We start from the raw sequence: 23,780 nt of genomic DNA on the forward strand, positions 1-23,780 counted from the left end.
CGCGCGGGGGGTGTCGGGATGGGTCCGAACGCGACGGTGACCGGGCCGGGACGGCAGCGGACCGCCGAGCCGGACGGGGACGTCGCGGAAACGAGCGCAGAGCCCACCACGGCCTGGTCGGAGTATCTCGCCGCGGCCCGCCAGCTGGACGGGGTACGCCGCAGCGCGGCAGCCGCCGCCGGTGAGCAGGCCCGCTCGGCGGAGGCCGCCCGGGAGGAGCTGACGGTGGTCCGCACCGGGCTCGCGAGCCAGCAGGAACGGCTTCGTGAGCTGGGCGTACCGGCGATCTCGTTGGTGCCGTCCCCGCCGGAGGTGACCGAGGCGGCGCGGTCGATGGTGGGCGGCCCGGCGGCCGTGCTGGCGGCGCTGCGGGCCGCGCGGGGTCGGGCCGAGGCGGCGGACGCGGCGCTGGCCGCGCGCAGCCGGTTCCGCCCGGGGTCCTGGCCGACCCGGGGGCGCAACCTCCTGGTGTACGGGCCGTTGGCGCTGCTGGTGCCGCTGATCCAGGTCGTGGTGTTCGTGGCGACCGGGGCGGGCCCGGCGAGTGTGGCGGCGTTGATCTGCGGGCTGCCGATGCCGGCGGTCGCCTTCGTCGCCGGCTGGGTGGGCATCGGGCGGGTGTTCCGCGCCGCCCCCGGCGAGCGGCTGGACCGCACGGTTCGCTTCGGTGCGCTGGTCTGCCTGGTGCCGGCGGTGCTGGTCACGGCCGGCCTGTTGCTGGCCCTGCTGGCCGGCTGACGCAACGACCGGCCGTCCCGGGGTGGGGCGGCCGGCCGGTGACGCGTCCGGGTGTCAGCGGGGGATGATCAGCGCCATCGCCTCGGCCCGCGACTTGGAGTCCGTCTGCAATATGCCGCGCACGGCCGACGTGATGGTCTTCGCACCGGACTTCTGGATGCCGCGCATCGCCATGCACATGTGCTCGCACTCCAGCACGACGACGACGCCGCGTGGGGCGAGTTTGGTCATCAGCAGGTCGGCGACCTGCGAGGTGAGCCGTTCCTGCACCTGCGGGCGGCGGGCGAAGACCTCGACCAGACGGGCCAGCTTGGACAGGCCGGTGATCCGTCCGTCCGGGCCGGGGATGTAGCCGATGTGCGCACTGCCGCGGAACGGCAGCAGGTGGTGCTCGCAGAGACTCATGACGTCGATGTCCCGGACGATCACCAGCTCTTCGTGGTTGGCCTCAAAGGTGGTGCTGAGCACCTGGGCCGGGTCGACCCGCAGGCCGGCGAAGAGCTCGGCGTACGCCCGGGCGACCCGGGCCGGGGTCTGCTGGAGCCCGTCGCGGTCCGGGTCCTCCCCGACCGCGATCAGGATCTCCCGGACCGCCTTCTCGATGCGACGCAGGTCGACCGCGTCCTCGACCGGGCGGCCGGTCAGCTTTCCGCTGATCAGCCGTGCGGCCACGTAGTCCAGCGCGTCGTCGCCGTCGGGCTCGGTCGCGGAGACGGCCAGCTCCCGGTGGGGGGAGCTGGCCGTCGGGTCGCTGCTCAGTGCGTGCCGTCCGAGTTGTTGGACGAGGTGCCGCCGCCGACCGACGCCTGCGCGCCGTCGGCCTGCGCCTGTGCCTTGAGCGCGTCCTTCTCCGCAGGGGTGAGCACGGGCGGCTCGGTGGAGGGCTGGCGCTTGCCGAAGCCGTTGTACGGCGCCAGCGGCGGGCGCTTGACCACCCGCGCGCAGATCCGGGCCATGTCGGCGGTGGAGAGGGTCTCCTTCTCCATCAGCTCGAGCACGATGCTGTCCAGGACGTCCCGGTATTCGACCAGGATCTCCCAGGCCTCATCGTGCGCCAGCTCGACCAGCGCCCGCATCTCGCCGTCGATCTCGGCGGCCACCGAGTCCGAGTAGTCCCGCTCGTGGCCCATGTTGCGGCCAAGGAACGGCTCGTCCCCGCTGGTGCCGTACTTGATCGCACCGAGCTTGGAGCTCATGCCGTACTGGGTGATCATCGCGCGGGCCAGTTGGGTGGCCTTCTCGATGTCGTTCCCGGCGCCGGTGGTCGGCTCGTGGAAGACCAGCTCCTCGGCGGCCCGACCGCCCAGCGCGTACGCCAGGGTGTCGATCATCTCGGCGCGGGTCTGGGTGTACTTGTCCTCGGTGGGCAGCACCAGGGTGTGGCCCAGCGAGCGGCCGCGGGACAGGATCGTCACCTTGTGCACCGGCGCGGCGTGCGGCAGCGCCCAGGCGACCAGCGCGTGCCCACCCTCGTGGTACGCGGTGATCTTCTTTTCCTGGTCGCTCATGACCCGGGTCCGTCGCTGCGGACCGGCGATCACCCGGTCGATCGACTCTTCCAGCGAGTCGTTGGTGATTGCCCGCTGGTCCTTGCGAGCGGTGAGCAGGGCCGACTCGTTGATCACGTTGGCCAGGTCGGCACCGCTGAAGCCCGGGGTACGCCGTGCCACCGCGTCGAGGTCGACGTCCGGAGTGAACGGCTTGCCCTTGGCGTGCACCCGCAGGACGGCCTTGCGGCCCTCCATGTCGGGGGCGTCCACCGGGATCTGCCGGTCGAACCGGCCCGGGCGCAGCAGCGCCGGGTCGAGGATGTCCGGTCGGTTGGTGGCCGCGATCAGGATGACCCCGCCCTTGGTGTCGAAGCCGTCCATCTCGACGAGCAGCTGGTTGAGCGTCTGCTCCCGCTCGTCGTGGCCGCCGCCCATGCCGGCGCCACGGTGCCGGCCGACGGCGTCGATCTCGTCGACGAAGACGATCGCCGGTGCGTTCGTCTTGGCCTGCTCGAAGAGGTCACGGACCCGGCTGGCGCCGACACCGACGAACATCTCCACGAAGTCGGAGCCGGAGATCGAGTAGAACGGCACCCCGGCCTCGCCGGCGACCGCGCGGGCCAGCAGCGTCTTACCGGTGCCGGGCGGGCCGAACAGCAGCACGCCCTTCGGGATCTTGGCGCCCAGGGCCTGGTACTTCGCAGGGTTCTGCAGGAAGTCCTTGATCTCGTACAGCTCCTCGACGGCCTCCTCGGCACCCGCGACGTCCGCGAAGGTCGTCTTCGGAGTGTCCTTGGTGATCATCTTCGCCTTGGACTTACCGAAGTTGAGCACCCGGGAGCCGCCGCCCTGCATCTGCGACATGAAGAACAGCAGCAGGAGCACGAGCAGCGCGATCGGCAGCAGGTTGACCAGCAGGCTCACCCAGATGCTGTCCGACGAGACCTTGGCGTCGGCCGGGCCGGTGACCCGGTTGGCGGACTTGGCGTCCAGCACCTCATTCCAGACCTCGTCACCAACCTGGTACGGGAACTGGGCCTCGATCTTGTTGGTGGTGGTGTCGCCGAACTTCGTCTTCTGGGCCAGGTCCAGCTGGAGCGTCTGCTCCTTGTCCTGGAAGACGACCTTATTGATCTTGGCGGTGTGGAGCTGGTCGAGCGCAACGGAAGTGTCCACGCGGTGGTAGCTGGGACCAGCGGTGAACAGCTGACTGAGCACAACGGCGCCGAGGATGACCAGGATGATCCAGACCACCGGTCGGCGGAAGAAACGCGTACGTTCCATACTGTTGTCGAGCGCCGGAGCGCCCGCATCCTCCTGATCGACGTCCTGACCGTCTGATGGTGTCGCCGCGGTTGAGCGGCGGCCGGAGCCGCCGTGCGGGCCGGCCTCGACCCCGAAGCGCAAAAACTGCCGCGCCGCGGTCATTCGACGGTACACCGTGTACGCGAGGAGTGAGCTTGCGAGCCCCGCACTCGGCACACCTTCGCCATCGACGGCGCGCACCGTGGGCAGGCTCGCCAGCCCTCACCGACACGTACGGCGGGTCCGGGCAGAAGCCGGCGTGGCGGAGAGTCCGGCCCGACCACCCGAACGCCCGGTCACGCGATCGAGGGGGTCGGGCGCGGAGTAACCTCCGCGCCACCGGGCTCCACGGTAACCGGAAGAGCTGAGAGTGCGCTGAACGTCGGCTTGATGGGTGCTGATGCAAGTCGGCCTCACACCGGCGTCCGAGCGGGGTGTGAGCCAGGCCGGCGTCACTTCCGGGCGTAGACCTCCGGCTTGAGCACTCCGACGTACGGCAGCTCCCGGTAGCGCTCGTCGAAGTCGAGGCCGTACCCGACGACGAACTCGGTCGGGATGTCGAAGCCGACGTACTTCACCGGGACCGGCACCTTGACGGCGTCCGGCTTGCGGAACAGCGCGACCACCTCGACGCTCGCCGCCGAGCGGGACTCCAGGTAGCGCAGCAGCCAGGAGAGCGTGAGCCCGGAGTCGACGATGTCCTCGACGACCACCACGTGCCGGCCGGCGATGTCCCGGTCCAGGTCCTTGAGGATGCGGACCACTCCGGAGGAGGTGGTGCCCTGGCCGTAGGAGGAGATGGCCATGAAGTCGAGCTCGGCCGGGGGGCCGTTGCGGCCCAGCGCCCGGGCGAAGTCCGCCATGAACATCACCGCGCCCTTGAGCACGCAGACCAGCAGCAGCCCGTCGCCCACGTGGGCGTAGTCGGCGGAGACCTGCTTGGCCAGTTCCGCCGTCTTCTCGCGGATCTGCGCCTCGGAGATGATCACGTGGTCGATGTCGGCGTCGTACCAGGAGCCATCAGCCATGACTCCTAGCCTGCCGTACGTCGGATGGCCCCCGTCGGCGGGGCCGCACCTTTTGGCGCGGCCCCGCGCGGGATTTTCGTCGCAAAAACCATCAAACACATCAGCTGGTACGGGACTGCCAGCGACGGCCGTCGTCGCTGGGCTTCCAGTCGGCCGAATCGTGACTGTCGACGGTGAAGCCGGCCGCCGAGGCGGCGGCGAGCAGGACAAGGAACAGGAGGAAGAGCACGAACTCCATGGCGGCGCTCGCTTTCGCATGGTTGCTGTCGGTTTCGCCGCCGGTGCGCACCGGACTGAGACCAGTCTGCGACGGATCGCGCCGACCGAACAGTGGCAGGAATGCCGCTGGGCATCGATTTACTGCCACCTCTGGGGTTACCCTCGTCACATGCTTCGCTCCGTGGCCGTCCTCGCCCTCGACCAGGTCGCCCCCTTCGAGCTCGGCGTGCTCGCCGAGGTGTTCGGCACCGACCGGACACCGGACGGTTTCCCCGGTTACCGCTTCCATGTGTGCAGCCCCGACGGCGCGCCGGTACGCACCTCGTCCGGCTTCCACCTCACCCCGCACGCCGATCTCGGCCCGGTGGAGGACGCCGACCTGGTGGCCGTGCCCGCGCACACCCAGGGCACCACCGTTCCCGGCCCGGTGCTCGACGCGCTGCGCCGGGCCGACGCCCGCGGCGCGTACCTGTTCAGCGTCTGCTCCGGCGCCTTCGTGCTCGGCGCGGCCGGGCTGCTCGACGACCGGGAGTGCACCACCCACTGGCGGTACGTCGACGAGCTGCAACGCCAACATCCGCGCGCCCAGGTGCGCTGCAACTCGCTCTACGTCCAGGACGGCCGGCTGCTCACCAGCGCCGGCACCGCGGCCGGCATCGACGCCTGCCTGCACCTGATCCGCCAGGAGCACGGCTCGGCCACCGCGACCCGACTGGCCCGACGGATGGTGGTCCCGCCGCACCGCGACGGCGGCCAGTCGCAGTACATCGAGGCGCCCATCCCGAAGGCGCCCGATGCACCGACCCTGGAGCCGGTGCTGGAGTGGCTGATGGGGCACCTGGACCGGACGATCACGGTGGAGGAGTTGGCCGCCCGGGCCGGCATGGCACCGCGTACGTTCGCCCGCCGGTTCCGCGCCGAGACCGGCACCACCCCGCACGACTGGCTCACCAACCAGCGGGTGCTGCTCGCCCGGCGCTTGTTGGAGGAGACCCCGTTGAGCGTGGAGGCCGTCGCCGACCAGGCCGGCTTCAGCGACGCGGCGGCGCTGCGCCACCACTTCAGTCGCCGGGTGGGCGCCACCCCGCACGGCTACCGGACCACCTTCCGCGACCGCGCGCACACCGGCTGAGATCGGCCCGACACCAGCTCCGCAAAGGGCGTTCAGCTGACAGCGACGGGTGCCAGTCGGTCGGCGCGGCGGAGCACCCGGATGCCGCCGGGCAGGTCGGCCGGGCCCTGACCGTGCCACTCGGTGATCAGGGCGTCCAGCGCGTTGACATGCCGATACGACAGCGCACCCGGCAGGGCACCCAGCTCCCGCGCCCAGGTGTGCAGCACCCGGCCGCGCACGGCGGGGACCAGGCCGGCCAGCGCCCGCACGGAGAGCCCTCCGTCGGAACACCGGGCCGCCGCCAGCGCCGTCTCCGCCAACTCGTCGAGGGCGGCGTTGTCGGCCGCCACCAGCCGGGCGGTACGCGCCAGATTGTCCAGCACGCCCGGCCCGAGCGCCCGCACCAGCGCCGGCAGCGCGTCGGCCCGCACCCGGGACCGGGCGTACGACGGGTCGATGTTGTGCGGGTCCTGCCACGGGCTCAACCCGAGCACCTCACACGCGGCGCGGGTCTGCTCCCGACTGATCTCCAGCAGCGGGCGCAGCAGCGGCACCCCGGCCAGGTCCCGGCGGACGGGCATCCCGGCCAGCCCGCGCGGGCCGGCACCCCGGGCGAGCGCGAGCAGCACGGTCTCCGCCTGGTCGTCGCGGGTGTGCCCGGCGAGCACCGCGACCGCGCCGTGCTGGCCGGCGACCTCGGTCAACGCCTGGTAGCGGGCCTCCCGGGCAGCCGCCTCGGGTCCACCCGGCCGCCCGGCCACCTCCACCCGGACCACCGTCGCCGGCGTGAACCCGGCCTCCCTGGCCCAGCTGGCCACCGCCTCGGCGCGCTGCGCCGAGGCGGCCTGCAGGCCGTGGTCGACGGTCACCAGGCCGGCGGCCCGACCCAGCCGGGGCGCCACGAACGCGGTGGCCGCGGCCAGGGCGAGCGAGTCGGCGCCACCGGAGCAGGCGACCAGCACCGGACCAGCGGACGGCAGCCCGGTCAGCGCGCGGCGGACCGCCACCCGGATCGCGGCCACCGGCGGGGCGAGTGCGGCCACCGGCGGACGATCAGCCGGCGGCCGGGAAGGTGCCGGCCGGGCCGTGCACCCGGGCCACCCAGGCGTCCGGATCGCCCAGCTCGGCGAGGCGGGGCAGAGTTAGCGGCGAGTTGAAGATCGAGTTGAACCCGTCCATGCCGACCCGCTCGACCACGCCGTGCACGAACTTGCGCCCCTCGGCGTACTGGCGCATCTTGACGTCCACCCCGAGCAGCCGGCGGATCGCCTTCTCCAGCGGGTTGCCCGCCTCGCGGCGCCGGTTGAACGACGCCCGGATCCGCTCGACGCTCGGGATCACCTGCGGGCCGACGCCGTCCATGACGAACTCGGCGTGCCCCTCCAGGAGGGTCATCAGCGCGGTGAGCCGGTCCAGCACAGCCCGCTGCGCCGGGGTCTGCACGATGTCCAGCACGCTGGTCCGGCTCTCCGGGTCGCGGACCGCCTCGGACAGGGTGGCCACCCCGCGCCGCAGCCGCTCGATCAGATGCTCGCCGCCGCTGGACGAGGCGTCCACGAACGCCTGCACCTCGCTCAGGAAGTAGGCCCGCATCCACGGCACCGCGGTGAACTGGGTGCGGTGGGTGACCTCGTGCAGGCACACCCAGAGCCGGAAGTCCCGCGGGTCGGCGTTGAGCTTGCGCTCCACCTCGACGATGTTCGGCGCGACCAGCAGCAGCTGGCCCGGGTCGGCGGAGAAGACCTCGTACTGGCCGAGCACCCGGCCGGACAGGTAGGCCAGCACGGTGCCGGCCTGCACCCCGGTCAGCCGGGACCCGATCGCCTCGGTCAGCGCGCCGGGCTGCTTGTCGCCGGAGAGCCTGCTGACCAACGGAGTGATCACCTCGCGTAGCCCGGCGATGTTGGCGGCGGCCCAGTCCCGGCGGTCGACCACCCGCACCGGCGGGTGCGCCACCTGCGCCCGCAGCCCCGTGTAGTCGGCCACGTGCCCGGCTGCCTCGTCGGTCAGCCGCCGCAGGTCGCCGACCACGTCGGTGGCCTCGGTGTACGACACCCGGGGGCCCGACTTGCTCAACGCCCCCGCGGTGGCGGCGGCCAGATCCCAGTCCACGAACTGCGCCATGGACCCACCGTACCCGCGCGCAACACCCCGGCCCGGGCTCGCGACGGCGGTCCCGGCACACGGCCGACCGCGGAGCCGGGCCGGCGGCGGTCAGCGGCAGCCGCAGTTGGCGAGCGCGGCGGCGATCCGGTCCAGCGCCGGCTGGGCGGTCTCCCTCCCGCCGGGCACCTTGTCGGTGAGCACCGCGAAGGTGAGCAGCCGGCCGTCGGCCGTGGTGACCAGGCCCGCGATGGCGTGCACACCGGTCAGCGTGCCGGTCTTCGCCCGCACGGTGCCCGCCCCGGCGTCGGTGCCGGGGGCGTTGCGGTAGCGGTCGCCCAGGGTGCCGGACCAGCCGCCCACCGGCAGTCCACCGAAGATCCCCGCCAGCTCCGGATGGTCGGGGCTGGCGGCCAGCCGGACCAGATCGGTCAGCAGGGACGGGCTGATCCGGTTGCGGCGGGACAGTCCGCTGCCGTCGGAGAGGGTGATCTCGTCGGCGGGCAGGCCCAGCTCGGCCACCTGGGCGTCCATCGCGGCGGCGGCCCCGTCGAACGAAGCCGGCTGCTTGCGGGCCAGCGCGACCTGCCGTGCCAGTGCCTCGGCCAGCAGATTGTCACTCTCGGCGATCATGACGTCGACCAGGCGGATCAGCGGCGGCGACTGCACCACGCCCAACTCGACGCCGGGTGCCGGGGCAGCGCCACCGGCGGCCGCGGCCGGGGCCGTGCCGCGCTTGACGGCGTCGGCCGGTACGCCGAGCAGCCGCGCGAACGACCGGCCGGCGGCCAGGTCCGGCTCGGCGACCCGCTCGGCGGCACCCTGCCCGACGCCCGGGTCCCTGCGTGCCCCGTCGGCCATCAACGCGGTCACCGCCCCGCCGGACCCGCCGGTGGGGATGTCGTCGTCCCAACCCGGGCCGTAGACCGGGCCGGAGTAGATCGAGCCGTCGACGATGACCCTGGTCGGGGCGACGCCGCCGAGCGCGGTGCGCACCTGGGCGGCCAGGTCGTCGAGGCGTGCCGCGCCCGGGTAGTAGCCCTTCTTGTCGACCGCGAGGGTGGGGTCGCCCCCACCGACGATCACCACCTCGCCGGGCTGGGCGCCGGCCACCGCCCGGGTGGGGATCCGGTACGCGGGGTCACGGGCGGCCAGCACGGTCACCGCCGTCGCCAGCTTGGTCACCGAGGCGGGCACCGTCCCGTCGTCCTCCCCCTTGGCGAACAGCGTGCGGCCGGAGGTCACGTCGGCCACCGAGACGTTCACCCGGTCACCCAGGTCGGCCACCCCGACCAGCGGGTCCAGCGCGGCCCGTACCCCGTCGGGGCTGGGCAGGGGGGCGTTCGGGTCCGGTCCGGCGAGCACGTCCGACGGGCCGGGCTCCGGGGTCGCCCCGGCGGAGTTCCGGGCGGGCTCGGCGTCGTCGCCCAGCCAGCCGGCGACCGGGCCCGGCCGGGTCAGGCCGACCCCGACGCCGGCGAGCACCAGCAGCAGCACCAGGCCCAGCACCACCGGCAGTCGCCGGCGCGGCGCGGCGGGCGTGGGGAGCGGTGCGGCGCCGGTGGACGCGGGAGGCGACACGGCGCCGGCGGACGCGGGCAGCGCGGAGATCGGCGGGCCGAGCGGTGGGAGGCCGGTCGGGATCGGGATGGTCGACTCGTCGCCGGACGGCGGGCGGCCCGGGGTCGGGCTGGTCGGGATCGCAGCCCTCCCGCTCGGCGGGGCGCTCGTCGGCCGGTTGCCGTCGAGGGTCGGGAAGCGACCGGCGTTCGGGCCTACGGGGGCCGACCCGGCGGGCGGGCGCCAGGGCAACGGCGGGGGACGCTCGGGAACCGCCTCCGGCGTCGGAGGCGACGGCTCTGCCGCCCGAGGGAGGTGGGCGTCGGGCACCGGGACCCTGCCAGTGGCACCACCGGAGCCGGATCGTCCGGTACCGCGCGCGGCGCCCCCGTCCGGGCGGTAGTGTGAATCTTCCCTCCCCACGACCCCCTCCTCCCCCAGCGAAAATCGGCTTGGGTGACACTACTTCGGTCCGAAGACTATGCGGCGGCCGGAGTCGGCGGGTGGGCATTCACCTGTCCGGGGGTGCCGTAAGTGGTTTCCGTTAGCCAGCGTGGGCAGACGAGGGAGCGTGCAGATGGATTTCGACGTGACGGTTGAGATCCCCAAGGGTCACCGGAACAAGTATGAGGTGGACCACGCGACCGGCCGGATCCGGCTGGACCGCACCCTCTTCACGTCCACCCAGTACCCGGCGGACTACGGGTTCATTGAGGGCACCCTGGGCGAGGACGGCGACCCGCTGGACGCCCTGGTGCTGGTCCCCGAGCCGACCTTCCCGGGCTGCCTGATCCGCTGCCGCACCATCGGCATGTTCCGGATGACGGACGAGAAGGGCGGCGACGACAAGGTCCTCTGCGTGCCCTACGAGGACCCCCGCCAGGAGCACCTGCGCGACATCCACCACCTGGGTGAGTTCGACCGGCTGGAGATCCAGCACTTCTTCGAGGTGTACAAGGACCTGGAGCCCGGCAAGTCGGTGGAGGGCGCGACCTGGGTCGGCCGCACCGAGGCCGAGGCCGAGATCCACGCCTCCTACCAGCGGGCCCGGGACGCCGAGGCGCGCGGCGAATCCACCCACTGACGAACGCTGACGTGCCGGGCCCGGGGGCCGCTCAACCGAGCAGCCCCCGGGCCCGGTCGTACAGGTCGAGCACCGCACAGGCGACCGGCACCACGGCGACCACCAGCGCCGTATCGGTCAGGTCCGCGATCCTGCCGAGGTACGGCGAGACCGGCCGGCGGGCGTACCCGGTGCCGGCCGCGACGGCCACCAGAGCCAGCGCCGCCCCGCCGATGACCAGCGCCAGCCGCCCGGCGTCGTCGGCCCGGCCGACGAGCACCGTGCCCAGCACCGCGTAGCCGGCCAGACCGGCGAGCACCGCCGGCACCCGGTGCCGCAGCGCGACGAAGAGCCGCGACCGCAGCAGCAGCACGGCCGAGGTCACCGCCACCAGCACCCGGCCGGCGGTGCCGCCGGCCACCCCCAGCACCGCCACCGCGGCCACCGCCAGCAGGGCGTGCCCGAGCAGCATCCCGGTGAGCATCTCCTCGGTGCGGGACACCGCCGCGTGCACCCGGCCCCGGTCCGGCAGGTCCCGGGCCCGCACCGGCTCCACGGCGGGAGTGGCGGCCGGCAGGGCGATCGGCGGCAACGGCAGCTTGCCCAGCCGGATGGCCAGCAGCGGGATCGCCCCGACGGCGAAGACCAACGCGCTGAGCAGCACCGCCGCCGTGCCGGCCGGGGTCAGCAGCAGCCCGCCGAGCGCCGCCCCGGCGCCGACCAGGCCCACCGTTACACCGGCCACGAAGACCCGCAGCCGGCTGGCCACCCCGAGCAGCCCGAGCAGCGCGACCAGCAGGAGCGCCACCGAACCGGCCAGCAGTTCGGGCGCGCCGACCCAGCGCAGCGGCCCGAAGAGGCCGACCGGGTCGCCCGAGCCGACCGCGAGGGCGCCGGCCACGAACGCGTACGGCAGGGCGTAGCCACCGAGGGTCGCCCCTGCGGCGCCGTCGCCGTTGGCACGGCTGGCGACCGTGCCGGCCACCGTGAGCAGAACCGCCACCACCGCCGCCGCGAGCCAGCCGCCGCGGTACGCCGGGCCACCGGCGAGCAGGGCGAGCAGCCCGACGGCGAGCGGCACCGCGGCGCCCGCCAGGCCGGCCGCGCGGGTGGCGGTGGGCGACCAGGCGCCGCCGCGGCGACGGGCGCCGTCGGCGATCGCCTCCACCACGTCGTCGTACTCCAGCTCGGGCCAGTGGGCGCGGGCCGGCACCAGGTGCAGCACCTCACCGTCGCGGACCCCCTGTGGCAGCAGCGCCTGAGCGGTCGCCAACAGGGCGCCGTCGGTGCGGCGCAGCACCCAGCCGCCGTGCCGTTCGCCGTCGTCGGCCAGCCCCTCACCGGCGTGCCGGAGCACGTCGGGCAGCAGCTCGGCCAGGGGCACCTGCTCCGGCAGGGCGACGTCCACCCGCCGTTGCGGCGCGCTGATGGTGACGCGGGCCAGCCCGGTTGTCATCGACTGGTCTCCATATCGAGGGGGATCGGAGGCTGCGCGGACGACAGGACTTTACCTACCATGAGCCAGGCTCGGGTTACCCAGCGCAGTCAGGAGGCCGAGTGTCCACCGTTGTCATCAAGCGTCCGCCCCGCCGGCCGGCGCCGGAGATCCCGGCCGGTGAGCTACCGGTCGAGGCGCCGCCGGAGATCCCCGCGGTGACCGGTGGACGGTGGCAGCAGATGCTCATGCTGCTGCCCATGCTCGGCGGCACGGTGGCGATGGCGATGATGTTCGGCCGGGGCGGTGGCGCCTACTCGTACGTGGTGGGCGGGATGTTCGGGCTCTCCTCGTTGGCGATGCTGGTGACCTCCTGGGGCAGCGCCTCGGGCACCCCCAAGAAGTCCGAGATGATGGCTGCCCGCCGCGAGTGCCTGCGCCACCTGGCCACGCTGCGCCGCCGGGTCCGGCAGACCGTCGGGCAGCAGCGGGCCGGGCTCTACTACCGACACCCGGACCCGGGCCGGCTGTGGTCGACGGTGGACAGCCACCGGGTCTGGGAGCGGCGTCCCGCCGACCCGGACTTCGCGGTGGTCCGGGTCGCCGTCGGGCCGCAGACGCTGGCCACACCGCTCGTCCCACCGGTCACCCGACCACTGGAGGAGCTGGAGCCGATGACCGCCGGCGCGCTGCGCCGCTTCCTGGACGCGTACTCCGTGGTGCCGGACCTGCCGGTGGCGCTGTCGCTGCGCAGCTTCGCCCGGGTGTACGTGCGGACCGGCGGTCGCTCCGGCGGCGGACCGGCCACCGGCGGGCCGCCCACCGGCGACCCGGCAGCACAGGCGCTGGTCCGGGCCGTGCTGACGCAGCTGGCCGTCTTCCACGCGCCCGACGAGCTGCTGGTCGCGATCTGCGCCGGGCCGGAACGCCGGGCCGTCTGGGAGTGGGTGAAGTGGCTGCCGCACGTCCACCATCCCGGCCGCACCGACGCGCTCGGTCCGGTCCGGCTGGTCACCAGCTCCGCCGCCGAGCTGGAACGGCTGCTCGGAGACGTGCTGACCAGCCGGTCCCGGTTCAGCCCGGCCGGCCCGGCCACCGACGGCCCGCACGTGGTGGTGGTCCTCGACGGCGGCGACCTGACCGGTGCCACCGACCTGACCGGCGACGGCGGCATCGACGCGGTCACCGTCCTGGACCTGGACACTCCGCCGCCGCGCCTGCTCGACCGGTACGCGCTGCTGCTGGAGCTGCGCGGCCGACGGCTGCACTCCTGGTCGATAGAGGGGAACGCCGAGGTGGGCACCGCCGACCAGCTCGACCCCGCCGACGCCGAGGCGGTCGCCCGACGGCTCGCGCCACTGCGCCTGGCCGGGAAGGCACGTGGCCCGGACGCCCCGCTCCAGGCCGAGCCGGGCCTGCCCGAGCTGCTCGGCCTCGGCGACCCGGAGAGCTTCACCGCCGAGCAGGGCTGGGCGCCGCGCTCGTCCCGGGACCGGTTGCGGGTGCCGATCGGGGTCGGCGTCGACGGCGGCGCCATCGAGCTGGACCTCAAGGAGTCCGCCCAGGACGGGATGGGCCCGCACGGCCTGCTCATCGGAGCCACCGGCTCCGGCAAGTCCGAGCTGCTGCGCACGCTGGTGCTGGGGTTGGCCGTCACGCACAGCTCCGAACAGCTCAACTTCGTGCTGGTCGACTTCAAGGGCGGCGCCACCTTCGCCTCGTTCGACCGGCTGCCGCACACCGCCGCCGTGATCACCAACCTGGCCGACGCGCTGCCCCTGGTCGACCGGATGGTGGACGCGATCAACGGGGAGCTGATCCGCCGCCAGGATCTGCTGCGGCGGGCCGGGAACTTCGCCGGCGTGCGCGACTACGAGCGGGCCCGCGCTGCCGGCAGCCCGCTGGCGCCGCTGCCATCCCTGCTGCTGATCTGCGACGAGTTCTCCGAGCTGCTCTCCGCGAAACCCGACTTCATCGACCTGTTCGTGCAGATCGGCCGGCTGGGCCGGTCACTCGGCGTGCACCTGCTGCTCGCCAGCCAGCGCCTGGAGGAGGGCCGCCTACGGGGGCTCGACACCCACCTGTCGTACCGGATCGGGCTGCGGACCTTCTCCGCTTTGGAATCCCGGACCGTGCTGGGGGTGCCGGACGCGCACGAGTTGCCCCGCTCACCGGGCCACGGCTACCTCCGTGCCGGCACGGACCCGCTCGCCCGGTTCAGGGCCGCGTACGTCTCCGGCCCGGTCCGCCGCCGGGCTGCGCCGGCCGGGGCCACCGGCGGAGGCGGCGCCCGCCTGCTCACGTTCACCACCCACGCCGTGCCCGTGCCCGAGCCGGTCAGCCCGGCCGAGCCCGTCGTGGCCGAGGAGGAGAGCGGGCGGGAGACCCTGCTCGACCTGCTGGTCGACCGACTCGTCGGGCAAGGGCCGCCCGCGCACCAGGTCTGGCTCCCGCCGCTCGGCCAGCCACCGGCCCTGGACGACCTGCTCGGCCCGGTCGAGGTGGACCCGGCGCGCGGGCTCACCGTGGGCAACCCGGAGCTGCACGGCGCGCTCGGGGTGCCGGTGGCCGTGGTGGACAGGCCGCTGGAGCAGCGCCGGGACCTGCTTTGGCTGGCGCTGGACGGCGCGGCCGGGCACGTCGCGGTGGTCGGCGCGCCGCAGAGCGGCAAGTCCACCGCGCTGCGCACGCTGATCTGCGCGCTGGCACTCACCCACACCCCGGCCGAGGTGCAGGTCTACTGCCTCGACTTCGGCGGCGGAGGGCTGGCCGCGCTGCGCGACCTGCCGCACGTGGGCGGGGTGACCGGCCGCGCCGACCCGACGGCGGTGCGGCGCACCGTCGGCGAGATGACCACCCTGCTGGCCGAGCGGAAACGCCGCTTCGCCGAGCTGGGTGTGGAGTCGATGGCCACGTACCGCCAGCGCCGGGCCGCGGCGGGAACGGCCAGCCAGCCGGGCGCCGACCCGTTCGGCGACGTGTTCCTGGTGGTCGACGGCTGGAGCACGGTGCGCGGCGAGTACGACGACCTGGAGCCACTGGTCACCGAGCTGGCCACCCGGGGTCTGTCGTACGGGCTGCACGTGGTGGCCACGGCGCTGCGCTGGCTGGACTTCCGGCCGGCGATCCGGGACCTGTTCGGCTCCCGGCTGGAGCTGCGCCTCGGCGACCCGGCCGACTCGCTGGTGGCCCGGCGGGCGGCCGCGAACGTGCCGGAGCGGCCCGGACGGGGAGTCACCGCGGAGAGCCTGCACTTCCTCACCGCGCTACCGCAGCTCGCCACCGCGGGCGGGGACACCGCCGACCTCGTCAAGCGGGTCGCCGGCAGTTGGGCGGGCCCTCCGGCGCCCCGGGTGCGGCTGCTGCCGCCGGTGCTGCCGTACGCCGAGCTGGATCTCGCCGCGACGACCGGGTTGCGGCTGCCGATCGGCATCGCCGAGGCGGACCTGCGCCCGGTGGTGCTCGACTTCGCCACCGAGCCGCACTTCGTGGTCTTCGGCGACGCGGAGTGCGGCAAGTCGTCGTTCCTGCGCGCGCTGGCCACCTCGATCATCACCCGGTTCACCCCGGAGCAGGCCCGGGTGATCCTGGTCGACTACCGGCGCAGCCTGCTCGGTGCCATCGAGACGCCGCACCTGATCGGCTACGGCACTGCGGCGGCGCACACCGCCGACCTGGTCGAGTCGGCGGCCGGCTACCTGGAGCGGCGGGCCCCGGGGCCGGAGGTCACCCCGCAGCAGTTGCGCGACCGGTCGTGGTGGTCCGGGCCGGAACTCTTCGTGCTGGTCGACGACTACGACCTGGTGGCGGCCGGGCCGGCGAACCCGTTGCGGGCGCTGGAGGAGCACCTGCCGCACGCCCGCGATGTCGGCCTGCACCTGGTGCTGGCCCGCCGCTCCGGCGGCGCGAGCCGGGCACAGTACGAGTCGATCGTGCAGCGACTGCGGGAGCTGTCCACGGCCGGCCTGGTGATGGCGGGCAGCCCGGAGGAGGGCGCACTGGTCGGGCCGGTCCGGCCCGGGCCGGTCCGGCCCGGGCCGCTGCCACCGGGCCGTGGTCGGTTGGTCACCCGGCGGGAGGGCGTACGCCTCGTCCAGCTCGCTCAGCTGCCACCGCCGTGACGTGTCTCCGCGGTTCCTCCCGTGACAGGTGGGGAAACCGGTAATCTCCGATCGTCATGGTTCCGTCGGGATGAATGGCAGAGGATGTGACTGGGGTTCGGCACAGCTGTCCGGCAGCGGCCCGACGGGCAACCGGCCGGGTGCTGCTCGGTGTGGTGGCGGTGCTCGCCGTCGTGGCCCCGGCCGCGGCCGCCGCGCCCATCGCCGCGCCCGCCACCGGCGGACAGCTCGCCGGCGCACCGGTGGTGTTCGCCCCCGGTGACAGCGTGAGCCACACCGACCAGGTCCGCGACGAGCAGTGGCAGCTCGACGAGCTGCGCGCCGAGACGGCCTGGCGCAGCTCGACCGGGCGGGGGGTGACCGTCGCGGTGATCGACTCCGGGGTGGACGCCAGCCATCCCGACCTGGTCGGCCAGGTGCTGTCCGGTGTCGATCTGGTCGGCCCGGACGGCGGCGCCGGACCGGATCCGGTGGGGCACGGCACCACCGTCGCGGGCCTGATCGCCGGTCGGAAGGACGACAAGCGGGGCGTTGTCGGCCTGGCGCCGGATGCCCGGATCCTGCCGGTGCGCGTGCTCGACGACGAGAACCGCTACGACGACGCGCTGATCGTCGCCCAGGGTGTGCGTTGGGCGGTCGACCATGGCGCCAGCGTGATCAACCTGTCGCTGGGCGGCAGCGGCGACAGCCCCGCACTGGCCGCGGCGTTGGACTACGCCTTCGCCCGGGACGTGGTCGTGGTCGCCTGCACCGGCAACCTGGCCACCTCCAGCAACTCCAAGGTCTGGTATCCGGCACGTGAGCCGGGCGTGATCGCGGTCGCCGGCCTGGAACGCAGCAGCGACAATCTCTGGTCCGGTTCGATCACCGGCCGGGCGACGGTGCTGAGCGCACCCGCCACCGGGCTGGTCGGCGCCAAATCCCCGGACGGGTACTGGCGGGTGCAGGGCACCAGCTTCGCCGCGCCGCTGGTGACCGCCACGGCCGCGCTGGTGCGGTCCCGTTACCCTGGGATGCCCGCTGGCGAGGTGGTCAACCGGCTGCTGGCCACCGCGCGCGACCTCGGCCCGACCGGGCGGGACGACCGATTCGGGTACGGGGCGGTGGACCCGGTGGCCGCGCTGACCGCACAGGTCCCCCCGGTGACCGCCAACCCGTTGGACGATCAGACGTCGCCGGGCGTGGTCGGCTTCGGCCCGGCCCCCGGTTCCGCCGACAACGACCCGGTGACCGGCGCCGGCAGCGACCCGCTCGGTCTCACCGCCCCCCGGCAGCAGACCCGGTGGACGGCCCGGGCGGCGGGCGGGCCGTCCGATTCGGCGCCGGAGCAGCTGTGGACCGCGGCCGTGCTCCTCGTCGCCCTGATCACCGGCGCGGCGTTGATGGTGCGGCGGTTCCGCCAGCGGGCCCGCCGATCGCTTCCGCCGCCGCAGGGCTGAGCGCACCGCCGGTGGGGTAGAACCGTGCCCATGAGCACGCCCGGCCCGCGCACCCTGGCCCACGCCTCCCACCCGTCCTGGTGGCGCCGCCGCCTCGACCCGGATCATTCGCTGGGCCTGCGGCTGACGCTGGCCGCGACGGCGACGTTCCTGGTGCTGGTGCCGTTCACGCTGCTCGCCCTGCTGGTGCTCGGGGGCTGGGCGCCGCTGCACCGGCTGGACGCGACGGTCACCGACGCGCTGCACGGCTACGCGCTCGACCATCCGGCCTGGGTCGCGCTGATGCGGGTCTGGACCGAGGTGTTCGCGCCGATGCCGCTGCGGGCCGGCGCACTGCTCCTAGTGATCTGGCTGCTACGCCGGGGTGCCCGCCGGCTGGCCCTGTGGGTGACCACCACCATGGTGGTGGGCGGGTTGATCGGCCCGCTGCTCAAGCTGCTCGTCGGCCGGGACCGGCCGGACCTGCTCGACCCGGTCGCCCGAGCCGTCGGCTACGCGTTCCCCTCCGGGCACGCGCTGAACGCCACCCTGGCGGCCGGTGTGCTGCTGCTGGTGCTCCTGCCGTACGCGGGGCGAGGGGCGTGGCGGGTCACGCTCTGGGTCGCCGCGGTGCTGGTCGCCGTGCTGACCGGCCTGAGCCGGGTGGCACTCGGCGTGCACTGGGCCAGCGACGTGCTGGGCGGGTGGCTGCTGGGTGCGGCGGTGGTCGCGGCGACCACGGCCGCGTTCACCAGTTGGCGGGCGCACACCGGCCTGCGGCCCGTCCGGGCGACCCGGGACGGCCTCGCGCCGGAGGTGAAGCGGGACCCCGGAGCCGCCTGAGGCGTGCCGACGACCACGACAGGGTACTGGCCGGCCCATGTCCGACACCGCGGTCCAGATCGTCCGGCGGGTGCTGCTGCCGGTGTCCCTGCTGCTCGGCGTCATGGTGCTGCTCGGGGTGCTGATCACCCGGGTGTTCGCCCGGACCTGGCCGTTCACCGTTGAGGACGCGGTGAACCGCGAGCTCGCCGCTGATCGCACCGCCGGCTGGAACGACGTGTCGCTGGTGTTCAGCACGCTGGCCAGCACCCAGATGATCGTGGTGGTCACCGTGCTGGTGGCGCTGACGCTGCGGCTCTGGCTGAACCGCTGGCGGGAGCCGGTGTTCCTGTGCGCGGCGGTGACCGCCCAGGCGCTGGTGTTCCTGCTGACCACGCTCGCAATCGACCGGCGGCGGCCGGCGGTGGAGCACATGGACGTCTCGCCGCCCACCTCCAGCTTCCCGTCCGGGCACACCTCGGCGGCGATGGCGCTCTACGTCGGCATCGCGGTCCTGCTGGCGCTGCGAACCCGTAGCACGGGGGCGAAGGTGGCCTGGTGGACGCTGCTGCTGGTGGTGCCGTTGAGCGTGGCGCTGACCCGGATGTACCGGGGGATGCACCACCCGAGCGACGTGGTGGCTTCCTTCCTCAACGGCGGCACCTGCGTGGCGATCATGGCGCGCAGCGTGCTCGATCGAGGGGTGCGGTGGGGACGGGCGAAGCTGCCCAGCGGCCGCAGGCCCGCCGCGCCAGCCCGGAGTTGACCAGGGTGCCGCTCAGGTGCACTCGCCGGTGCCGACGCGCCGGTTGCGTTCCGCGCCGGCCAGCGCCACCGGACGCGCCTCGGCGGCGGTCACCGCGAAGCCGGTGTTCGGGTCGTCGGCCGCCGCCGCGAAGATGACGCCGAGCACCAGGCCGTTGGCGGAGACCAGTGGGCCGCCGGAATTTCCGCTGCGGACCAACGCTCGGATCGTGTAGATCTCCCGGGTGACGTCCCCGGAGGCGTAGATGTCCGGCCCCGTGATCCGGTCGACGTCGCGCACACGTGCCGACTGCGCGTTGTACGGGCCGTCGAGCGGGAAGCCGAGCACGATGGCGTCCGTACCGCTGCCCGCGTTGCCGGCCGCGAACCGCAGCGACGGGCCGGGCAGCCCGGGTACGAGCAGCACGGCCAGGTCCCGGTCCGGGTCGTAGACCACCACCTCGCCGTCGTACCGGTCGCCACCCAGCTCCACGGACACCGAGCGGGTGCCGGCAACCACATGCGCGTTGGTCATGACCCGGTCGTCGGCGTACACGAAGCCGGAACCCTCGATCCGGCGCGAGCAGCCGGGCGCGGAGCCGAGCACCTTGACCACCGACCGCTGGCCGTTGACCACCACCTGGGAGCCGGCCAACGCCGGGTCGGGAGGTTCGACCTGTCGGGCACGGGTTGGTGCGAGGTCACCGAAGACGTCCGGGAAACCGTCGGTGTCGACGGTGTCCCGCAGCGCGGTGGAGAGCTCGTGGGCCTGCTCCGGCAGGACTTGGTTCACCACAGTGATCAGCGCGCTGTTGCGCACCGAGGCGGCGAGCCAGGGCACCGAGGACGAGCCGAGCGGCACGGCGACCAGCCAGGCGAGCAGAAGCACCGCGAAGAGCGAGACGAACGCCCCGCCGACGTCGTCGACCTGCTTGCCGACCTCACTGGTGATCGTCTTGCGCAGGTGCGAGCCGAGCCAGCCGGCGAGCGCCTGCCCGACCACGGCCAGCCCGAAGACCGCCACGAGCGAGATCAGCACCCGGATGCCGGGGTCCACGAACTGCCGGGCGAACAGCGGCCCGAGCTGGAGGCCCAGCAGCAGCCCGAGGAAGAAGCCGGAGAGCGACAGGATTCCGATGACGAAGCCCTGGCGGTATCCGCTGATCGCGAACACGAGCATGAGCAGCAGCAGGACGAGATCCACGACGGACACGGGTCCAGCGTACGGGCAGGGCGCCCGGCAGATGACCATCGCTTGCGGAAGGTGACCGCGGGGTCAGCGCAGGGCGGTCTCGTCGGCGTCGTCGGTGCCGGCCGAGGGTGCCGGCGTCGCCCCGGTGGGCGGCAGCTCAACCACCCGGCCATGCGGCCACGGGCGGGCCCAGCCGCCCATCTCCAGCAGGGTGGCCAGCACCCCGGCGGTGAACCCCCAGACCAGCATGCCGCGCGCCGAGAACGCCGGCCCGATCCAGCCGCTGGGGTGGCGGACCCGCAGCCGGTTGGCCGGGTCGACCAGCTCGCTGACCGGCAGCCGGGCCACGTGCGCCACCTCGGCGGGCTCCCGGGGGTGCACCGGGTGCGGGTCGTGCCACCAGGCCAGCACCGGGGTGACCACGAAGTCGCTGACCGGGATCCACAGCTTCGGCAGCTCGGCCAGCACGGTCACGCTCGCCGGGTCGAGGCCGACCTCCTCGTTCGCCTCGCGCAGCGCGGTGGCGCGGACGTCGATGTCCTCGGGGTCGGCCGCGCCGCCGGGAAAGGCCGGCTGACCAGCGTGGTTGCGCAGGTTGGCGGCGCGCTGCAGCACGAGCACGTCGGGGCCGGCGCCGGGCTGCTCGCCGAGCAGCACCAGCACGGCGCTCTCCCTGCCGCCCTGGGCCGGGGTGATCAGTCGGGTGAAGTCCTCCGCGCGGGCGGTGCCCAGCCGGCTCAGCAACGGCTCGATCCACTCGGGTGGTCGACGGGTCACGCCGGCACCGCCAGGCCGAGGTGCTGGCGGACCAGCTTGTCGAGCTGGGCGTCGTCGAGCGCGCCGGTGGCGTCGATGTGCCGGATCCGACCCTGGCCGTCGACGAAGAGGGTCAGCGGGATGGCGTTGCGGTTCAGCGCCCGTTGCAGCGCCTCGCCCTGGTCCACCAGGATCGGGAACCGGACGCCGAAATCGTCGCCGATGGACTGGGCGCCGTTGCGGCTGTCCCGACTGTTCACCCCGACCACCTGGAGCCGGCCGGCGGCCCGCTCGCTGAGCCGCTGGAAGGCGGGCAGTTCCTTGCGGCACGGCGGGCACCAGGACGCCCACACGTTGATCACCGCCGGCCCCGCCACATCCCGCAACGTGACCGGGGCTCCGCCGGTGAAGCAGGCCAGGGTCAGCTCCGGCAGTTCCTCCCCGCCGGTGGTGGGTGCCGCCGTGCCCGCGCCGGCCGTCGGTGCCGCCGTGCCCGCGCCGGCCGTCGGTGCCGTGCTCAGCGCGGCGCAGTCCCGGAACGGCGACGGGCGCTGGGCGGCGGTCGCCCGGGGCGCGGGGGCGTCGTCCGCGCCGGCGGTGCAGCCGGTGACGACGAGCAGCAGCAGCGGCAGGACCAGCAGGGCGAGGCGCCGGTTCACGGCACCTCCGCGGCAACCGCCTGGGCGGGCACCAACTCCGGGTCGACGCCAGCGGCCGCCGCGAGGTCGCGCGCCCGGGGCCCCTTGAGCAGCTTGGCGGCGGCGGCCGGCTCAGTCGGGCCGGTGCCGTACGAGGGGCAGAGCTTGGCCAGCGTGCAGGCGCCGCAGGCCGGCTTGCGGGCGTGGCAGACCCGTCGCCCGTGGAAGATGATCCGGTGCGACAGCATCGTCCAGTCGCGCTTGTCGTACAGCGCGCCGACCGCGTGCTCGATCTTGACCGGGTCGGTCTCGGTGGTCAGCCGCCACCGGTGGACCAGCCGCTGGAAGTGCGTGTCGACGGTGATGCCGGGGACGTCGAAGGCGTTACCCAGGATGACGTTGGCGGTCTTGCGGCCGATCCCGGGCAGCGTCACCAGGTCGACGAGCCGGCCGGGGACCTGGCCGTCGTACCGGTCGAGGAGGGCCTGTCCGAGCTTGAGCAGCGAGTCGGTCTTGTTGCGGTAGAAGCCGGTGGGCCGGATCAGCTCCTCCATCTCGCCCCGGTCGGCGCCGGCGTACGCCGCGGCGGTCGGGTAGCGGGCGAAGAGCTTCGGGGTGACCTCGTTGACCTTCTTGTCCGTGCACTGCGCGGAGAGGATGGTGGCGACGGCCAGCTCCAGCGGAGTCGAATGATCCAGCTCACAGTGCGCGTCAGGGTGTGTCTCGGCCAGCACCCGGCCGATCTTGCGGGCACGGCGTTTGCGCCCGAGGTCGGTCTCGCTGGCACCGGGAGGGCTACTGGTCACGACGGTCAGCCTACGTCGCGCCCCGGACGTTCCCGCCGGGTCAACCGCCCGTCGGTGCGGAGATCTTGCCCTGCCCGTCCAACCGGGCGCCACCCTTCGGGAAGTCGCTGCGGCTCAACTCGGTGACCAGGCCCAGGCCCCGGTCGTCCGGGTCCATCGTCGGCTTGCCGGCGGAGTTCATGTACGTCGAGGTGAACGAGCCACCGGCCCACGTGCCGTCCGGCTTCAGCGACACCTTCAGCACACCGCCCCAGCCGAGCCGGCCGTCGTTGCTCAGCGAGTTGCCCCCACCGGCGAAGTTGCCCAGGCTGTACGCGATCAGCCGACCCCGATAGAACTCCATGCCGCGCAGCACGTGCGGTCCGTGTCCGACGATCATATCCGCGCCGGCGTCGATCATGGCGTGCGAGAACTTGACCGGGTCGCCCCGGTTCTCGCCCAGGAACATCTCGGTGCCCGGCTTCACCCGGGTCTTCTCCACGCCCTCGCCACCCATGTGCACCTGCACCACGACCAGGTCCGCCATCGTGGCGGCCTTGGCGACCACCGCCTTCGCCTTGGTGATGTCGACGAGGCTGTTGGACCAGACGTACGACGAGAAGCCCGCCACGGCGACCTTGACGCCCTTGACGTCGACCACGGTGATCTGGTCGGGGGCCCCGGTGTGCTCCAGGTCGTGCTTCTCCAGCGCCTGCTGGGTGTTCCGGTAGCCCTTCGGCCCGTAGTCGTAGCCGTGGTTGTTGGCCTGGTTGAGCACGTCGAAGCCGGCGTCCCGCAGGTGCGCGGCGTACTCCGGTGGGGCCCGGAACTGGAAGCAGCGGGTGGAGTTGGCCCCGCACTTGCCGGTGCCGGTGTCCACCGTCAACGGCTCCTCCAGGTTGCCCATCACCAGGTCGGCCTTGAGCGCCTCGGTGACCGAGTTGAAGAAGCCCTTTCCGCCGGCGGCGGGCAGCCGGTTCGGCGCGTTGCCCATGATGATGTCGCCGGTGGCGGAGAGCGAGATGGCGCGGCCGGACGTCGTCGGGCCGTCGCTGCCCTTCGGCCCGGCCGTCGCCACCGGCGCGCCGGTGCCACCGCCGCCGGCACCCGGCTGCCAGACGGGCGCCTCCGCGGAGTCCGCACAGCCGGCGACGAGCAGGGCGGCCAGCAGCGCGGCGAGCCCGAGGGCGACGCGGCGGCGCGGGCGGGGGGTGAGGGGCGCGGGAGCATACATCGCTGGCGACCCTAC

The 23,780-nt window shown here is 73.7% G+C and carries 20 protein-coding genes; 7 read left to right on the top strand and 13 right to left on the bottom strand.

Annotation, left to right across the window (positions count from 1 at the left end):
- Positions 1-18: 18 nt before the first annotated feature.
- Positions 19-738, top strand: a complete 720-nt coding sequence (locus ACWD5O_RS16680) for a hypothetical protein (RefSeq protein WP_450085851.1) — start codon at positions 19-21, stop codon at positions 736-738.
- Between the two features lie 54 nt (positions 739-792).
- Here the strand turns inward: ACWD5O_RS16680 and folE are convergent, their stop codons facing one another.
- From folE to ACWD5O_RS16700, 4 genes are all read right to left on the bottom strand, one after another.
- A complete protein-coding gene (gene folE / locus ACWD5O_RS16685; RefSeq protein WP_354963659.1) occupies positions 793-1,458 on the bottom strand; it encodes a GTP cyclohydrolase I FolE in 666 nt (221 codons plus the stop codon).
- Positions 1,459-1,493: 35 nt separating this feature from the next.
- Positions 1,494-3,512, bottom strand: a complete 2,019-nt coding sequence (gene ftsH / locus ACWD5O_RS16690; protein WP_450085852.1) for an ATP-dependent zinc metalloprotease FtsH — start codon at positions 3,510-3,512, stop codon at positions 1,494-1,496.
- 473 nt (positions 3,513-3,985) lie between these two features.
- The gene (gene hpt, locus ACWD5O_RS16695) at positions 3,986-4,561 is read right to left on the bottom strand and encodes a hypoxanthine phosphoribosyltransferase (protein ID WP_354963420.1); all 576 of its coding nucleotides are present in this window, start codon (positions 4,559-4,561) and stop codon (positions 3,986-3,988) included.
- A gap of 100 nt (positions 4,562-4,661) precedes the next feature.
- The gene (locus ACWD5O_RS16700) at positions 4,662-4,850 is read right to left on the bottom strand and encodes a hypothetical protein (protein WP_450085895.1); all 189 of its coding nucleotides are present in this window, start codon (positions 4,848-4,850) and stop codon (positions 4,662-4,664) included.
- A gap of 99 nt (positions 4,851-4,949) precedes the next feature.
- Here ACWD5O_RS16700 and ACWD5O_RS16705 point away from each other — a divergent pair, with 99 nt between their 5' ends.
- Positions 4,950-5,912: a GlxA family transcriptional regulator gene (locus ACWD5O_RS16705; RefSeq protein ID WP_450085853.1), complete on the top strand. Its 963-nt coding sequence runs from the start codon at positions 4,950-4,952 to the stop codon at positions 5,910-5,912.
- 32 nt (positions 5,913-5,944) lie between these two features.
- On the opposite strand, the gene tilS is transcribed toward ACWD5O_RS16705, so the two are convergent.
- The 3 genes from tilS to dacB all read right to left on the bottom strand — a co-directional run bounded on the left by tilS (position 5,945) and on the right by dacB (position 9,515).
- Entirely contained in the window at positions 5,945-6,937 is a 993-nt protein-coding gene (tilS, locus tag ACWD5O_RS16710) for a tRNA lysidine(34) synthetase TilS (protein WP_450085854.1), read from the bottom strand.
- 10 nt (positions 6,938-6,947) lie between these two features.
- Entirely contained in the window at positions 6,948-8,018 is a 1,071-nt protein-coding gene (locus ACWD5O_RS16715; RefSeq protein WP_387324186.1) for a zinc-dependent metalloprotease, read from the bottom strand.
- A 90-nt stretch (positions 8,019-8,108) separates the two neighbouring features.
- Positions 8,109-9,515, bottom strand: coding sequence for a D-alanyl-D-alanine carboxypeptidase/D-alanyl-D-alanine endopeptidase (gene dacB, locus ACWD5O_RS16720; protein WP_450085891.1), 1,407 nt, complete (start codon positions 9,513-9,515; stop codon positions 8,109-8,111).
- A 619-nt stretch (positions 9,516-10,134) separates the two neighbouring features.
- Here dacB and ACWD5O_RS16725 point away from each other — a divergent pair.
- Complete coding sequence (locus ACWD5O_RS16725) at positions 10,135-10,641, top strand: inorganic diphosphatase (RefSeq protein WP_121656698.1); 507 nt, start codon at positions 10,135-10,137, stop codon at positions 10,639-10,641.
- A gap of 31 nt (positions 10,642-10,672) precedes the next feature.
- On the opposite strand, the gene eccD is transcribed toward ACWD5O_RS16725, so the two are convergent.
- Positions 10,673-12,076 carry a type VII secretion integral membrane protein EccD gene (gene eccD, locus ACWD5O_RS16730; protein ID WP_450085855.1) on the bottom strand — a complete coding sequence of 468 codons (1,404 nt, stop codon included), beginning with the start codon at positions 12,074-12,076 and terminating at the stop codon, positions 10,673-10,675.
- 101 nt (positions 12,077-12,177) lie between these two features.
- Here eccD and eccCa point away from each other — a divergent pair, with 101 nt between their 5' ends.
- The 4 genes from eccCa (at position 12,178) to ACWD5O_RS16750 (ending at position 19,182) form a co-directional block, all read left to right on the top strand.
- On the top strand, positions 12,178-16,176 hold the full coding sequence (eccCa, locus tag ACWD5O_RS16735) for a type VII secretion protein EccCa (protein ID WP_450085856.1): 3,999 nt from the start codon (positions 12,178-12,180) through the stop codon (positions 16,174-16,176).
- Positions 16,177-16,250: 74 nt separating this feature from the next.
- Positions 16,251-17,615 (top strand): type VII secretion-associated serine protease mycosin, encoded by a 1,365-nt coding sequence (mycP, locus tag ACWD5O_RS16740; RefSeq protein ID WP_450085857.1) that lies wholly within the window; start codon positions 16,251-16,253, stop codon positions 17,613-17,615.
- Positions 17,616-17,645: 30 nt separating this feature from the next.
- Complete coding sequence (locus tag ACWD5O_RS16745; protein WP_387324175.1) at positions 17,646-18,437, top strand: phosphatase PAP2 family protein; 792 nt, start codon at positions 17,646-17,648, stop codon at positions 18,435-18,437.
- A gap of 37 nt (positions 18,438-18,474) precedes the next feature.
- Positions 18,475-19,182: a phosphatase PAP2 family protein gene (locus tag ACWD5O_RS16750; RefSeq protein WP_387324172.1), complete on the top strand. Its 708-nt coding sequence runs from the start codon at positions 18,475-18,477 to the stop codon at positions 19,180-19,182.
- Between the two features lie 12 nt (positions 19,183-19,194).
- On the opposite strand, the gene ACWD5O_RS16755 is transcribed toward ACWD5O_RS16750, so the two are convergent.
- From ACWD5O_RS16755 to ACWD5O_RS16775, 5 genes are all read right to left on the bottom strand, one after another.
- A complete protein-coding gene (locus tag ACWD5O_RS16755) occupies positions 19,195-20,373 on the bottom strand; it encodes a MarP family serine protease (RefSeq protein WP_354963411.1) in 1,179 nt (392 codons plus the stop codon).
- 63 nt (positions 20,374-20,436) lie between these two features.
- Positions 20,437-21,129, bottom strand: a complete 693-nt coding sequence (locus tag ACWD5O_RS16760; protein WP_354963410.1) for an NUDIX hydrolase — start codon at positions 21,127-21,129, stop codon at positions 20,437-20,439.
- The gene (locus ACWD5O_RS16765) at positions 21,126-21,767 is read right to left on the bottom strand and encodes a TlpA family protein disulfide reductase (protein ID WP_450085858.1); all 642 of its coding nucleotides are present in this window, start codon (positions 21,765-21,767) and stop codon (positions 21,126-21,128) included. The genes ACWD5O_RS16760 and ACWD5O_RS16765 overlap by 4 nt, the downstream gene beginning before the upstream one ends.
- Entirely contained in the window at positions 21,764-22,552 is a 789-nt protein-coding gene (nth, locus tag ACWD5O_RS16770) for an endonuclease III (RefSeq protein WP_354963408.1), read from the bottom strand. The genes ACWD5O_RS16765 and nth overlap by 4 nt, the downstream gene beginning before the upstream one ends.
- Before the next feature lie 40 nt (positions 22,553-22,592).
- Complete coding sequence (locus ACWD5O_RS16775; protein ID WP_450085859.1) at positions 22,593-23,765, bottom strand: CapA family protein; 1,173 nt, start codon at positions 23,763-23,765, stop codon at positions 22,593-22,595.
- Between the last annotated feature and the right edge of the window lie 15 nt (positions 23,766-23,780).

The sequence above is a fragment of the Micromonospora sp. NPDC005161 genome (assembly GCF_053599855.1).

Excerpts from the sequence above, each read along its gene's own strand:
- mycP (WP_450085857.1), top strand. The coding sequence starts at position 16,251 with ATGGCAGAGGATGTGACTGGGGTTCGGCACAGCTGTCCGGCAGCGGCC.
- ACWD5O_RS16680 (WP_450085851.1), top strand. The coding sequence starts at position 19 with ATGGGTCCGAACGCGACGGTGACCGGGCCGGGACGGCAGCGGACCGCC.
- ACWD5O_RS16705 (WP_450085853.1), top strand. The coding sequence starts at position 4,950 with ATGCTTCGCTCCGTGGCCGTCCTCGCCCTCGACCAGGTCGCCCCCTTC.
- ACWD5O_RS16715 (WP_387324186.1), bottom strand. The coding sequence starts at position 8,018 with ATGGCGCAGTTCGTGGACTGGGATCTGGCCGCCGCCACCGCGGGGGCG.
- ACWD5O_RS16745 (WP_387324175.1), top strand. The coding sequence starts at position 17,646 with ATGAGCACGCCCGGCCCGCGCACCCTGGCCCACGCCTCCCACCCGTCC.
- eccD (WP_450085855.1), bottom strand. The coding sequence starts at position 12,076 with ATGACAACCGGGCTGGCCCGCGTCACCATCAGCGCGCCGCAACGGCGG.
- ftsH (WP_450085852.1), bottom strand. The coding sequence starts at position 3,512 with ATGGAACGTACGCGTTTCTTCCGCCGACCGGTGGTCTGGATCATCCTG.
- ACWD5O_RS16750 (WP_387324172.1), top strand. The coding sequence starts at position 18,475 with ATGTCCGACACCGCGGTCCAGATCGTCCGGCGGGTGCTGCTGCCGGTG.
- ACWD5O_RS16775 (WP_450085859.1), bottom strand. The coding sequence starts at position 23,765 with ATGTATGCTCCCGCGCCCCTCACCCCCCGCCCGCGCCGCCGCGTCGCC.
- ACWD5O_RS16725 (WP_121656698.1), top strand. The coding sequence starts at position 10,135 with ATGGATTTCGACGTGACGGTTGAGATCCCCAAGGGTCACCGGAACAAG.
- hpt (WP_354963420.1), bottom strand. The coding sequence starts at position 4,561 with ATGGCTGATGGCTCCTGGTACGACGCCGACATCGACCACGTGATCATC.